This window comes from Thalassobacillus cyri (genome assembly GCF_900107755.1).
GTDB classification, from domain to species: domain Bacteria; phylum Bacillota; class Bacilli; order Bacillales; family Halobacillaceae; genus Thalassobacillus; species Thalassobacillus cyri.
Window position 1 is genome coordinate 22,097 of the sequence record NZ_FNQR01000005.1, and the last position, 13,561, is coordinate 35,657.

The window sequence follows — 13,561 nt, forward strand, 5'->3', positions numbered from 1 at the left end:
ACCAGGTGCTATGTTAGGATGGAAGCGGAGGTGTAGAGATGGAACAGTTGAAAACAGAAGAACAATTTCAGGAATGGCGAAACAAAGAAAAGGTAATTATGTTATTCTCAGCTGACTGGTGTCCGGATTGCCGTTTCATTGAACCTTTCCTTCCAGAGCTTGAAGAAAAATATTCGGAATATAACTTTGTATATATTGATCGAGATGACTTCCTGGATATTTGCATAGAAAATGGGGTTCTTGGTATTCCGAGCTTCCTTGCCTTCCATCAGGGAGAAGAGATCGGCCGCTTTGTCAGTAAGCAGCGGAAAAAAAGAGATCAAATCGAGGCATTCATTGACGGATTAGAGAAATAGTCAGAAACTGCGCGATTGTTGAAGCGCAGTTTTTTTATGCTAAAATAGACAAAGTAATTGATTTCTCTCCAAAATAAAGGAGGAAACTGTATGAAAATGACAAGCATCAAAATGAAAAGAAAACTCGAAGATCGGTTGCAAGTGGAAGGGTGGCGTACTTCTTTCAACCGTGATAAAGATACATTCCGGGTAGAATGGAAGGAATCAGGCCAGGGGATAACCATTACCTTGCCTAATGTTATCTCTAAGTGGGAAAATCGCGGAGAAGAAGCATTGGATGAATTAGAGGAGCATATCAAAGAGGCGTTACGGATTATGAATGAGACGCCCCATTTGGAAGGGAAAGAACAACATATTTTCCCTGTTATCCGTGCTGGCTCGTTTCCGACTGAGACTTCTTCAGGGAAACAACTGCTGTATTCCGAACACACAGCTGAAACAAGGATTTATTATGCCCTTGATCTCGGCAAGTCCTACCAGCTGATTGATGAAGAAATGCTGGAGAGCGAAGGCTGGACGGCGGATCGCGTAAGGGAAATTGCAAGCTTTAATGTCCGTTCACTATCCGTAGATTTGAAAAAAGATGAAGTGTATGGGAATACATTTTACTTTCTATCGACGAATGACGGGTACGATGCTAGTCGGGTCTTGAATGAGGCATTACTGGAAGAAATGAAAGCGAAGGCAGAAGGGGAACTGGCACTGAGTATACCACATCAAGATGTGCTGATATTTGCTGACGTCCAAAACCCCACCGGCTATGACATCTTAGCTCAAATGGCGATGAAATTCTTTGCAGAAGGACGTACACCAGTCACTTCATTATCATTTTTATATGAAGATAAACAGCTGGAACCCATATTCATTCTAGCTCAAAACAAACCTAAAGATGAAGGAAAGGGCGAGTAGGCATGTATGTATTTTATAACCCCAAAGGAATCGGAGATGTACTGATTTTTCCAATCAAAGATGGAGATCGCAACTATATTAACCAACAGCATCATGGAGATGTGGTGAAGATTACTGATCAACGTGATGGAAGTTTGCTTGGGTATAATCTTTTTAATCTTTCTTCCTATATGAATTTGTCTGAGCATGGGAAGATAAGGCTTACGGATTCGTTGCTTGATAAAGTAAAAGACGTCTTTGAAAAGAATGGCCTAGACGAAAAGTTGGATATAGATTTGTCTCCCAAATTTGTCGTTGGATATGTTGAAGAAAAAGATCAGCACGAAAATGCAGATAAGTTGAGTGTATGCCAGGTAAATGTAGGGGATGAAAAGCTGCAAATCGTATGTGGTGCTCCTAATGTCGATAGCGGCCAAAAAGTGGTTGTGGCCAAGGTTGGCGCGGTTATGCCAAGTGGTATGAAGATCAAGCCCGCCAAATTAAGAGGGGTGGATTCGCGGGGGATGATCTGTTCGGCGAAAGAATTAGGTATCCCGGATGCTCCTAAAGAAAAGGGTATCCTTGTTCTGGAAGACGGATATGAAATCGGTCAGGTTTTTGAAATATAGAAATCAGATTAGATGACTGTAGCACTATTTTCACGCTACAGTCTTTTTTTATTATAAAAAACAACCTGTATGATTGAAAAACCTGTTAAAATAATAGGTAAACCTTTGTTAAGAAGAGAGTGATATAAATGTGGGATCAGATGAAGAAAAAACTGAAAGATCTTTTTGCCAACGAGACATCTGAACAGCTGGTGCAGGCTGATAACACGTTAAAGCACAAAGAAAATAACGACCCTTATGTAAAAACTAAAATGGCATATAAATATCCTAAGCAAGGCGAGTTCCGTTTTCCGGTAATTCCGGATCATCGTTCAACGCAGCAAGAACAAAAAAGTAGTCGTCGTCCTGCTCAAACTCCATCGCAAGAATATCAAGCTAAACCGGTTAAAAGCCCTGGTAGGGAAAGCGCAGAGAAGCGAAGCTATACACCGAAAAAGGAGTATACGCCTGACCTGCATAACCGGAAAAACAACACTAAACCAAAGAATGAAAGACGTTACCAAAAAGAAGAAAGCAGCAAGGAAGAATTAAACAAAGTTCCTTTTCAACCTTCTGAAGTACCTTCACCGATTTATGGCTACCATCCGAGAACAGGCAACAGTAAGGTAATGGATGACTTAGCTTCTTCTGAAAAAGATCATCGACCACAGGCTGAGAGCCTATCAGAACTGTTGGCCCGCCACAGGGAAGATGCTTCTCCCCGTTCGCAAATCGTTACTCCTTTTGAAGATATTCCGGTGGATCACGGAGAAGAAAATGTCGAAGGGATTTCTGAGGAGACAAATGAAGAGAAAACACTTGCTGATGATCAAGTGGAGCAGCAAGATAGCAGGGAAGAAGAGCTTTCAACGAGTGAAGAGGATTCCTTTGTAAGTGCAGAGGGTTATATCGCAGCAACTTTAGAAACTCCGGTCCAAGATGAAACAACGGGTAAATCTGACAAAGAGATAAAAGAAGAGGAAACAGAATATGTAGAAGATACGGAAGCTGCAACACCTCAGATAGACGAAATTGAGAATGAGGAAGCGATTGAATATGAGCAGCAGCTGGAACCCGAAGAACAGTCAAATTCAGTTGAAACTGTTGAAGAAGATACGCTTCCAAAAGTTCCTGCTTCTAATGATGAGGAAAGGGTGGAAGCTCAAAAACCTGTCGGGAAGCCAGAAAAGAAAAAAGAACCACATAAGAAAAGAAATCATGCAAAACACCACTCCAAAAACGGAAAACAAAGTGGTCCCTTCAATGTCATTATGACTCCGCGGGACAAAAGAAGCAGAAATAAAAATACGGTGGCTGAAAATACAGAAGAAAAAAGAGAGAAGAAAAAAGAAGCGGATTCTCCAATAGCAGCTTATAGCAAACCACCGCTCCATTTATTGGATGATCCCATAAGAAAATCCCATAATTACGATGAGCGGATAAAGGAGCGGATGGAATTACTGGAGACTACACTAAACCACTTCCATGTCCGGGCAAAGGTAGTTAATGCGATGCGTGGTCCATCGGTTACACGGTTTGAAGTTCAGCCGGAGCCTGGTGTGAAGGTGAGTAAGATTACAAACCTCGCCGATGACATTAAGCTTAGTATGGCAGCAAAAGCGATACGTATCGAAGCACCAATACCAGGTAAGCAAGCGGTCGGTATTGAAATTCCTAATGAAAAATCAGACTTAGTTGGTTTACAAGAGATTTTTGAATCTCCTGACTTCAAGGAAAACCCTTCTCCATTAACCGTAGCGCTTGGATTGGATATTGGGGGTACACCTGTAGTGACAAACCTGCAAAAAATGCCCCACGGGTTAATTGCTGGGGCGACAGGCTCAGGAAAGAGTGTTTGTATCAATACGATTCTGATCAGCCTGTTATATAAGGCCCACCATGAGGAAGTTAAATTTCTATTGATCGACCCGAAGATGGTGGAACTCGCACCATATAATGATTTGCCGCATTTAGTATCTCCAGTAATCACAGATGTAAAAGCAGCAACGAAGGCACTTAAATGGGCAGTCAAAGAAATGGATGACCGCTATGAAAAGTTCGTCAAAGAAGGCGTCAGAGATGTAGAACGTTATAATCAGAAAATGAACAAGCAGGACCGTTCCAAAGAAAAAATGCCTTACCTGGTTGTCGTCATCGATGAGCTTGCTGATCTGATGATGGTATCCCCACAGGATGTCGAAGATGCTATTTGCCGACTCGCTCAAAAAGCGCGTGCCTGTGGCATTCACTTGTTAGTGGCAACACAGCGCCCATCCGTGGACGTCATCACCGGATTGATCAAAGCAAACATTCCGACCCGGATAGCCTTCAGCGTATCATCACAAGTAGACTCCCGTACGATCATTGATACGGCAGGAGCAGAAAAACTGCTTGGAAAAGGGGATATGCTGTTTGTGGAAAATGGTTCTGGTCAGTCAGTAAGAATTCAGGGGGCGTTCGTTTCGGATGATGAAATTGAACGTATTACAGGCAACGTAAAGAAAATAGCTCCACCTAACTTCCTTTTTGAACAAGAGGAACTGATGATGCAAGCAAGCTCGGAAGCTGGTGAGCAAGATGAATTATTTGAAGAAGCTGTATCTTTTGTCATCGAACATAACGGGGCCAGTGCATCCATGCTCCAAAGAAGATTCAAAGTGGGTTACAACCGTGCTGCCCGACTGATCGACCACATGGAAGAATACGGAATTATATCGGAACAAAAAGGCAGTAAACCAAGAGATATATTATTGAATAAAGAACAAGTGGACGAGTTGTTTCACCCAGGTGAATCTGCCGAACTGAAATAACGGTCCCTATTTTATAAAGCAGCTGTCCTGAGGCGTTAGGACAGCTGCTTTTTTAGTCTGTTTTAGAAATAGCTTGTGTTAGCTAACTAGATTTTATATGATTAGAGATGAATGATTTTATTCGGACAAGGATTTTTTCTTATATAAGGAGCAGAATTATGAAGGAAATCACACGTAAGTTAAATGGCGAAATCGATCGGTTGACTAATAAGACATTCAAGTTTGATGAACGGGTGGGGGAAGGCTGGTTTTCTGCCGTCTATTTCTTGAAAACGAAAGAAATAGTACAAAATCACTTGAAGGATAACCATGTAACCATGCAATTTTTCCAGAAGAATGATGCTGTTTTATGTGGTACGGATGAAGTAATCGCTTTGATTCATACCTTTGCTGACCATCCGGAAGAATTAGAGATTCATTCATTGAAGGATGGAGATAAGATCAGCCCGTATGAAACGGTCATGACTATTTCCGGTCCTTACCAGAACTTCGGCTATTTAGAGGGAATTATAGATGGAATTTTCGCGCGTCGCACTTCTGTAGCAACGAATGTTTATAATGTGGTAAAAGCAGCACGGACGAATGGTAAACAGAAGCCGATTATCTTTATGGGTGATCGCGATGATCATTATACCCAGCAAGCAGGGGATGGATATGCTTCTTTTATCGGTGGTTCGACTGCTCAAGCTACCCACGCTATGAATGAATGGTGGGGAAAAGAAGGTATGGGCACGATGCCTCATGCTTTGATTCAAATGTTCAAGGGCGATGTCGTGGCGGCCACAAGGGCTTATCATGAGCAGTTCCCTGAGGATGAGGTAATGGCACTTGTAGATTACAATAATGATGTTATTACAGATTCTTTGAAAGTGGCCCGTGAGTTTGGAGATGAGTTGAAAGCCGTCCGTGTTGATACCTCACGTAGTATGGTTGATAAATACTTCTTGCGTAATCAACACTTAATGGGTACTTTCGATCCGCGAGGAGTAAATCCTGAACTAATCTTCGCTTTAAGAAGAACGCTGGATAAAGAAGGCTATGATCATGTGAAAATCGTAGTTAGCGGAGGTTTTACAGAAGATAGAATCCGTATGTTTGAAGAATTGAAGGTGCCTGTCGACATGTACGGTGTTGGTGGGAGTTTATTGAAAATAGACATTGGATTCACAGGGGATAATGTTCTTTTGAACGGAAAACCGGAAGCGAAAGAAGGGCGCCGGTATAGCCCCAACCCTCGGCTGGAAAAAGTTCCATACCAGCCACAAACGATAGATGAAGAAATCTGAAATAATTCAAAAGACTTACTTCCTGGAAGGGAAGTAAGTTTTTTTGTATAATTAAAAAATTATTTGCTAAAGGACTAATGTATAAGAAACTCCTAAGACTTCCCCACAAGTACTTGGCGACAAGCCAAGCTTAACTAATGATTCGGAAGGTATGGACAAAAAAACTTTCTTTCTTTTTACTTCCTGTTATTCCGTGCTAAAATAGGGAAGTATAAAAATGTCTAATTGCTCATTCATCTGCTGCTTTTCTTTGCTATAATAGTGGCCTGACTGGCAGATTTGAAAATCGCAAGTTTTAGTATGATACATATACTAAGTAAAAGTGACTCAATAATTTTGGAGGTACTTGTTTATGACGACTTACCATTTCATTGGTATCAAAGGGACGGGAATGAGTGCCCTTGCGCAAATTTTGCATGACTCGGGCGAGCATGTCCAAGGGTCCGATGTTGACAAACGCTTTTTTACACAAGATGTATTGGAAGCTAAAAACATTACAATATTGCCTTTCTCCAGAGATAATATCAAAGAAGGTTTGACCATTATCGCTGGGAATGCTTTTAATGATGAACATGAAGAAATAATGGCAGCAAAAGAGCAGGGTCTGCCTTATTATCGTTATCATGAGTTTTTAGGAGAGTGGCTGCAGAAATATACAAGCATTGCCGTGACTGGAGCGCATGGAAAAACCTCTACGACCGGCTTATTGGCACATGTACTCTCTGAAAATTACCCTACCTCTTATTTGATTGGAGATGGGACCGGAAAAGGGCATAGAAACAGCCAGTATTTTACATTTGAAGCATGTGAGTACAGACGCCATTTTCTATCTTATCACCCTGACTATGCCATCATGACAAATATCGATTTTGATCATCCTGATTATTTCACCAGTATCGAGGATGTATTCCAGGCTTTTCAAGCAATGGCGAAGCAAGTAAAAAAAGGGATTATTGCATGTGGAGATGATGAACACCTACAGCATATCCAGGCGAACGTCCCTGTCTTATATTATGGTCTGGCGGATTCGAATGATTTTCAGGCACAAAATATTCATGAAAGTCCTGAAGGTACCTCATTCGATGTATTTGTAAGAAACACCTATTATGATACGTTCATAATCCCTGGATACGGGAATCATCACGTATTAAATGCTTTAAGTGTCATTGCGTTATGTCATTATGAAGATATGTCAGCAGAAGAAATCAAGAAAATCAAAACTTTTGAGGGTGTTAAGCGGAGGTTTACTGAAAAACAGGTCGGGGACCAGGTGTTAGTAGATGATTACGCCCATCACCCAATTGAAATTTCTGCTACAATCGAATCTGCCCGTAAAAAATACCCTGAACGGGATGTTGTGGCAATTTTTCAACCGCATACCTTCACAAGAACTAAAACCTTCCTGAAGGAATTTGCCGAGAGTCTACAGGAAGCGGACGCCATCTATTTGTGTGATATATTCGGTTCTGCGAGAGAAGAAAACGGCAATTTGACCATACAGGATCTGCAAGAACTAATCCCGGAATCGAATTTACTTATGGCAGAAGATACAAGTGTCTTAAAGGAATATGATAATAGTGTGTTAGTATTCATGGGCGCTGGTGATATTCAAAAATATCAACAGGCTTATGAAGGTCAATTGAATAGCTGATGGAAAGAGGCTGCCGTTTCAAGAGGATGCTTGCTATTTTTAGGCGGGCATGCTCTTGGAACAGCTTTTTTATTTAGGCTTTGTTACCAGATAAAGGTTTGCATTAGAAGAAAAACAACGAGTAACTTTAGGAGTAACGGTCTTCTGGATTTCGCGATTAGGTTCATAAGTTCGATACGTCATTCAATCAACCGCCGTCTTTTTCTCCCATACAATAGCAACGGATTGCTACCTTGAAGCCCTTGAAAAAAATTTTACAGTTTAACACGAAAAAAAAGGATATTCCGAGGTTAAAAACGAATAATACAATAATAGAACCATAGTCCCTATATCTTAGTTTAGCTCTAATCGAGACAGGGTATTTACCTTAACATGAAAAATACATAGTAAAGGAGATGAACAGCGGGAATGGAAATTCTATTATACATTGCTGCGCTTATAGCGGCGGTAGCATTTGCAGTCTTGGTGATTTACCTGAGTATCACCTTGAAGTCGGTTTCCCGGACAATGAACAACGTAGCTGATACACTAGAAGGGGTCGAGGAACAGATGGAAGGGATCACCCTTGAAACGACTGCGCTGTTGAATAAGACCAATAAATTGGCGGAGGATGTAGGGGAAAAATCCCAAAAGCTCAATTCACTGGTTGATGGCGTCAAAGGTATAGGTGACTCCGTACAGGAATTCAACCAGTCTATCCGATCCGTATCAAGAAGTTTGACGTCTTCTAAGATAAATGATGAGGATTCAGCAGCCCAGGCAATGAAATGGGGACAGGTAGCCATCAATTTGTATAAAAAATACAGAAGAGAAGATGCAAGAAAAACAGAGGGAGGAATTTAATAATGAGTGAACAGAAAAAGCAAAACCAATCAAACAACAAGGAAAACGGAAGAGACTTTATTGTCGGTTCATTAATCGGCGGAGTAGTAGGTGCTTTCGTGGCACTATTATTCGCACCGAAAGCGGGTAGGGAGTTCCGCGATGACCTTAATCAAGGCTCCAATTACTTGAAAGATCGCGCTGGGGAGTGGAAAGAAGTTGCTACAGAAAAGAGTGGCGAATGGAAAGAACGCGCCGTTGAATCTTCTTCCCAATTATCTAAAAATTTCTCAGAAAAATCCCAAGAATTTGGTACCCGTTTCAAAGATTCTACTAAAAACATTGGTGACAAAGTAAGAAACTTCCGTGGCCAGGATGACGCAGAAGCAGAGGAAGCAGCTCAGGAAGTCGCAGAAGCGATTGAGGAAGCAGCAGAAGAGTTGGAGAAGCAGCAGGAAACTACGACTTCAACTAATGCAAAATAAATAAGAGTGACGAGGCTGCCTTCAGTCTCGTCATTTTAGTTTATGATATATAGGAGGATACAGATGGATATACAAGTAATTGCCAATGAAGAAGAATTCAACCGTTTATTAGATGAGAAAAACGATTTTTATCTCCTGAAGCACAGCCTGACATGCCCTGTCAGTACATTTGTTAAAAGGCAGTACGACCAGTTCAGTGAGAAAACGGATATCCCATGTTATATGCTTCATGTCCAGGAAGCACGCCCGCTTTCTAATCAAATTGCAGAAAAGTTTGATGTTCGGCACGAATCACCCCAAGCAATGTTATTTCATGATAAAGAAGTAGTTTGGCACGATTCGCACGGGGCAGTAACTGTAGAAGCCTTAGAAGAAAGCACAAATCGGCTGACTTGATTTCTCTAAATCAACAGGTAAGCAACGGGAGGTAAATCCTACCTCTCGTTTTGTGTTTTTGTTGTAAACGGTTACAAAAATCAACGAGAAAATTCTTTGAGATTTTATCGCTTTAAAGGGGTGACAATAAAGCCGAAGTCATATATAATGTTCCGTAATTATCATTTGAAATTATCAATTTTTTCAGCAAAGTAAAACGGAATGGAGGCTTTATCATGAGTAATGAACAATTGGATCAACTACGTGATGAACTGGATAGTTTGAATTTAGAAATCCTCGACCTGATAAACAAACGAGGTGAACTTGTTCAAGAGATTGGAAAAGTTAAGAATACACAAGGAGTCAATCGTTTTGATCCAGTACGTGAACGTAAAATGCTGGACCAAATTAATGAACATAATAATGGACCTTTCGAAGAATCGACCATTCAGCAATTGTTCAAAGAGATTTTTAAAGCCAGCCTGGAGCTGCAGGAAGACGATCATCGGAAGGCACTGCTGGTTTCCAGAAAGAAAAAGCCTGAAGATACGATTATCGATATCAATGGAGAAAAAATTGGAGATGGCAATCCTCATTTCATTATGGGACCGTGTGCGGTTGAAAGTTACGAACAAGTGGCTGCTGTGGCAGAAGCTGTCAAGAAACAAGGGCTTAAAATCCTACGAGGAGGAGCGTTCAAGCCAAGGACTTCTCCATATGATTTCCAGGGTCTTGGTCTAGAGGGCCTCAAAATCTTAAAACGGGTGGCTGATGAATACGACTTAGCAGTAATCAGTGAGATCGTTAATCCAGCTGACGTTTATAAAGCTGTTGATTACGTCGATATCATTCAGATTGGAGCCCGTAACATGCAGAACTTTGAGTTATTGAAGGCTGCAGGTTCTGTTGATAAACCGGTGTTATTGAAACGCGGAATGTCAGCTACCATTTCAGAATTCATTAATGCTGCTGAATACATCATCTCACGCAGCAATGCTAATATCATGCTCTGCGAACGGGGAATTAGGACTTACGAGAAAGCGACAAGAAATACATTAGATATATCTGCAGTACCAATCTTGAAGCAGGAGACACACTTGCCGGTCATGGTGGACGTCACGCATTCCACTGGCCGCCGTGATCTATTGCTGCCGGCTGCTAAAGCTGCTCTTGCGATTGGAGCCGATGGTGTAATGGCAGAGGTTCATCCAGATCCAGCAGTAGCACTATCTGATTCTGCTCAGCAAATGGATATTGATATGTTCAACGATTTCATGAAGGAATTGACCAAGTAAACAAAGAAGAAACAAAAGAACCGGGCTGAGGCAATCTCAGTCCGGTTCCGTTTTGTCAAATGTTAATCGGCAATTAATAAAATAGCTACCTTGAGGAAAACTGAGTGGAGAGAGTTTTACAAACTTCATTCGTTAGTATAATCTAATTTTACAAGGATTTCTTTTGGGGTATGATTTATATAGGGACAATCGATATTCGTCTTTATTGCGGTTGTAAAAATAGTATAATATGATTGGTTTATTGAAATTAAACTTGATAGAGAATTAGAGGAGGGAATCTTGCATGAATGTAACTATATACGATGTAGCAAGAGAAGCAAATGTTTCAATGGCAACTGTTTCCAGGGTTGTCAACGGCAACCCGAACGTCAAGCCGGCAACAAGGAAAAAGGTATTGGAGGCGATTGAGAATCTGGGGTATCGTCCAAACGCGGTAGCTAGAGGTTTGGCAAGTAAAAAGACAACAACAGTAGGTGTCATCATTCCGGATATTTCTAGTATCTTTTTTGCAGAGTTAGCAAGAGGGATTGAAGATATCGCTACGATGTATAATTACAATATCATTTTAAGCAACTCAGACCAAAATAAAGAAAAGGAAATACATTTAATCAATACGATGTTAGGGAAGCAGGTGGATGGTCTTGTGTTCATGGGCGGTAAAATAACCGATGACCATATCCGGGAATTCAATAACGCATCTGTGCCAGTAGCTTTGGCCGCCACCATCGATGAAACGGAAAGTACGCCATCTGTGAATATCAACTATGAAGAAGCAGCTTTTGAAGCGACAGAACTATTGATTTCACATAACAATGAGCGGATAGCTTTTGTTTCTGGACCTGAAAATACAGAAATAAATAACCAGAAACTGGATGGGTATAAACGCGCCTTAAAAGAGGCAGGACGAGAAGTTTCTGAAGAGTTAATTGTAACTGGTGATTATTCCTATGACTCTGGCATTGAAGCCTTCGAGCAGTTAAATTCCGGGGGACAGACCCCTACTGCAGTTTTTGTCGCTTCTGACGAAATGGCACTGGGAGTCATACACGGAGCTCAGGATACTGGTTTGAAGGTGCCGGAAGATATTGAAGTATTCGGGTTTGATAATACACGTCTCGCAACAATGGTACGTCCGACGTTATCTACTGTCGTTCAGCCGATGTATGATATAGGAGCAGTAGCTATGCGTTTATTGACAAAGTATATGAACAAAGAAGAAGTAACGGAACAAAACGTAGTACTTCCGCATCGAATTATTGAAAGAAACTCAACAAAGTAAAAATGGTGTCGATATTAGGAGTAGAATATATACGTGTTAGTTAGGGAGAGAGAGTATGAAAAAGCGTGATATTTTAACTCCTGTCGGCATTACTTTAGGTACGATTATGATCATGTTCGGGATTCTTTCGAGTGGTGGGACCTCCGGGGTTCAATCATTCATTCAAGTTTCCTCGGTCGTGATTGTCCTGGGGGGATTAATGGCAGCACTTATCATTAATTTCAATATAAGCGAGATCAAGCTTACTTTTCGAGTGTTCAAAGAATCATTTCATCAAAGTGATTTGAATCTTCGTGAACTGATTACGCTATTTATACGGCTTTCAGAGAGAGCCAGACGAGAAGGCCTGCTAGCCTTGGAATCAGAGCTGGAGGAGGTCGAGGATCCTTTTATCAGAAAAGGAATCCTGTTAGCTGTCGACGGTATTGAGCCTGAGGTCATTCAGGATATTATGGATGCGGAGATTACTGCTTTAGAAGAAAGGCATCAAAGAGGAAGGTCCATTATTGAAAAAGCAGGAGAATATGCTCCAGCATGGGGTATGATTGGGACATTGATCGGTCTTGTTCTTATGCTGAACAGTCTGACGGATCCTACAACTTTGGGTCCGAAAATGGCTGTCGCTCTTTTAACTACTTTTTATGGCACAGTAATGGCTAACCTGGTTTTTATTCCAATGGCAGGTAAGCTTGAGAATAAGACGGAACAAGAGATATTTATAAAACAAATCATCATCGAAGGAGTCATTGGGGTACAATCAGGACAAAACCCTAAAATCCTGGAAGAGAAATTAAGTGCTTTCCTCTCAGAGGAAGAAAAACAAGAGAGTCAGGAAGAAGAAGCCTTTGTGGGGGAAGCAGCCAATGAGGCGTAGGAATCGCATAAAAAAGCGGGAAGAAAAAGGTGCACCACGCTGGATGGTTACATACTCTGATTTGATGACTCTGATTCTTGTTTTCTTCATCTTATTATTCTCGATGTCACAAATTGACCTAGTTAAGTTTGAAGCAATCTCTGAATCTTTCCGTAACAGGATGATCTTCGATTTTTACCCTTCACCTGTGGAAATGGATAACCCCACAGAAAAGACAGACCCGGAGGAGAATGGGGAACAATCGAATGAATTTGAAAACCCAACTAATGAAGTCAATACCACGGAACACGACGCTGAAGATGATCATTCTCAAAAAGAACACGAACTTGATCAATTAGTTGAAGAAGTGGATACTTTTTTAGATAATAATCAGCTGAATGATGTCATATCCGCTAATCGCACAGACCGTGGAGTGGTACTGGTCCTTCAAGAGCAATTATTATTTGAGTCAGCTGAAGCAGAAGTATTAGAGTCAGGAAAACCATTCCTCAGTAAGGTAGGAACATTGCTGAAGAATATTCCGAACGATATTACCGTAGAGGGACATACCGATGACCGTCCGATCTCGACGTTCCGCTATCCATCTAACTGGGAGCTATCCGGTGCCAGGGCGAGCAGTGTCATTCGCTATATTATAGGAGAAACCAGTCTGGAAAGGGAACGTTTTTCTGCAGTAGCCTATGGAGATACACGTCCGGCTGCCCCTAATGATTCTCCTGAAAATTGGGGTAAAAACAGGCGGGTAGAAATTGTTATTTTAGACCCTGCATAAAGCCGTGAAAATACTACATTTTAACCATAAAAAACCACCTGATTGCGCTGGGATACCAGC

General features: G+C 41.3%; 13 protein-coding genes. All 13 read left to right on the forward strand.

Annotated features, from left to right (window positions below; translation table 11 throughout):
* Nucleotides 1–38 precede the first annotated feature (38 nt).
* Nucleotides 39–356, forward strand: a complete 318-nt coding sequence (locus BLV00_RS07560; protein WP_093044072.1) for a thioredoxin family protein — start codon at nucleotides 39–41, stop codon at nucleotides 354–356.
* Nucleotides 357–446: 90 nt separating this feature from the next.
* Entirely contained in the window at nucleotides 447–1,265 is an 819-nt protein-coding gene (locus BLV00_RS07565) for a DUF1444 domain-containing protein (RefSeq protein WP_093044074.1), read from the forward strand.
* Nucleotides 1,266–1,267: 2 nt separating this feature from the next.
* Nucleotides 1,268–1,873, forward strand: coding sequence for a YtpR family tRNA-binding protein (gene ytpR / locus BLV00_RS07570; protein ID WP_093044076.1), 606 nt, complete (start codon nucleotides 1,268–1,270; stop codon nucleotides 1,871–1,873).
* A gap of 140 nt (nucleotides 1,874–2,013) precedes the next feature.
* Nucleotides 2,014–4,662, forward strand: a complete 2,649-nt coding sequence (locus tag BLV00_RS07575; protein WP_245728891.1) for a DNA translocase FtsK — start codon at nucleotides 2,014–2,016, stop codon at nucleotides 4,660–4,662.
* A gap of 158 nt (nucleotides 4,663–4,820) precedes the next feature.
* Entirely contained in the window at nucleotides 4,821–5,948 is a 1,128-nt protein-coding gene (locus tag BLV00_RS07580) for a nicotinate phosphoribosyltransferase (RefSeq protein ID WP_093044080.1), read from the forward strand.
* Nucleotides 5,949–6,300: 352 nt separating this feature from the next.
* A complete protein-coding gene (murC, locus tag BLV00_RS07585; RefSeq protein ID WP_093044082.1) occupies nucleotides 6,301–7,599 on the forward strand; it encodes a UDP-N-acetylmuramate--L-alanine ligase in 1,299 nt (432 codons plus the stop codon).
* Between the two features lie 408 nt (nucleotides 7,600–8,007).
* Nucleotides 8,008–8,442: a DUF948 domain-containing protein gene (locus tag BLV00_RS07590; RefSeq protein WP_093044084.1), complete on the forward strand. Its 435-nt coding sequence runs from the start codon at nucleotides 8,008–8,010 to the stop codon at nucleotides 8,440–8,442.
* A gap of 2 nt (nucleotides 8,443–8,444) precedes the next feature.
* Entirely contained in the window at nucleotides 8,445–8,906 is a 462-nt protein-coding gene (locus BLV00_RS07595) for a YtxH domain-containing protein (RefSeq protein ID WP_093044086.1), read from the forward strand.
* Nucleotides 8,907–8,969: 63 nt separating this feature from the next.
* Entirely contained in the window at nucleotides 8,970–9,302 is a 333-nt protein-coding gene (gene ytxJ, locus BLV00_RS07600) for a bacillithiol system redox-active protein YtxJ (protein WP_093044088.1), read from the forward strand.
* 215 nt (nucleotides 9,303–9,517) lie between these two features.
* A complete protein-coding gene (locus tag BLV00_RS07605) occupies nucleotides 9,518–10,576 on the forward strand; it encodes a bifunctional 3-deoxy-7-phosphoheptulonate synthase/chorismate mutase (protein WP_093044090.1) in 1,059 nt (352 codons plus the stop codon).
* 283 nt (nucleotides 10,577–10,859) lie between these two features.
* Nucleotides 10,860–11,855, forward strand: coding sequence for a catabolite control protein A (gene ccpA / locus BLV00_RS07610; protein ID WP_093044092.1), 996 nt, complete (start codon nucleotides 10,860–10,862; stop codon nucleotides 11,853–11,855).
* A gap of 55 nt (nucleotides 11,856–11,910) precedes the next feature.
* Entirely contained in the window at nucleotides 11,911–12,729 is an 819-nt protein-coding gene (gene motP, locus BLV00_RS07615; protein WP_093044094.1) for a flagellar motor protein MotP, read from the forward strand.
* A complete protein-coding gene (gene motS, locus BLV00_RS07620) occupies nucleotides 12,719–13,501 on the forward strand; it encodes a flagellar motor protein MotS (protein WP_093044096.1) in 783 nt (260 codons plus the stop codon). The genes motP and motS overlap by 11 nt, the downstream gene beginning before the upstream one ends.
* Nucleotides 13,502–13,561: the final 60 nt, after the last annotated feature.

Coding starts and splice junctions, on each gene's coding strand:
- motP (WP_093044094.1), top strand. CDS start 11,911: ATGAAAAAGCGTGATATTTTAACTCCTGTCGGCATTACTTTAGGTACG.
- murC (WP_093044082.1), top strand. CDS start 6,301: ATGACGACTTACCATTTCATTGGTATCAAAGGGACGGGAATGAGTGCC.
- ytxJ (WP_093044088.1), top strand. CDS start 8,970: ATGGATATACAAGTAATTGCCAATGAAGAAGAATTCAACCGTTTATTA.
- BLV00_RS07580 (WP_093044080.1), top strand. CDS start 4,821: ATGAAGGAAATCACACGTAAGTTAAATGGCGAAATCGATCGGTTGACT.
- BLV00_RS07605 (WP_093044090.1), top strand. CDS start 9,518: ATGAGTAATGAACAATTGGATCAACTACGTGATGAACTGGATAGTTTG.
- BLV00_RS07565 (WP_093044074.1), top strand. CDS start 447: ATGAAAATGACAAGCATCAAAATGAAAAGAAAACTCGAAGATCGGTTG.
- BLV00_RS07575 (WP_245728891.1), top strand. CDS start 2,014: ATGAAGAAAAAACTGAAAGATCTTTTTGCCAACGAGACATCTGAACAG.
- ccpA (WP_093044092.1), top strand. CDS start 10,860: ATGAATGTAACTATATACGATGTAGCAAGAGAAGCAAATGTTTCAATG.
- BLV00_RS07590 (WP_093044084.1), top strand. CDS start 8,008: ATGGAAATTCTATTATACATTGCTGCGCTTATAGCGGCGGTAGCATTT.
- BLV00_RS07595 (WP_093044086.1), top strand. CDS start 8,445: ATGAGTGAACAGAAAAAGCAAAACCAATCAAACAACAAGGAAAACGGA.
- ytpR (WP_093044076.1), top strand. CDS start 1,268: ATGTATGTATTTTATAACCCCAAAGGAATCGGAGATGTACTGATTTTT.
- motS (WP_093044096.1), top strand. CDS start 12,719: ATGAGGCGTAGGAATCGCATAAAAAAGCGGGAAGAAAAAGGTGCACCA.
- BLV00_RS07560 (WP_093044072.1), top strand. CDS start 39: ATGGAACAGTTGAAAACAGAAGAACAATTTCAGGAATGGCGAAACAAA.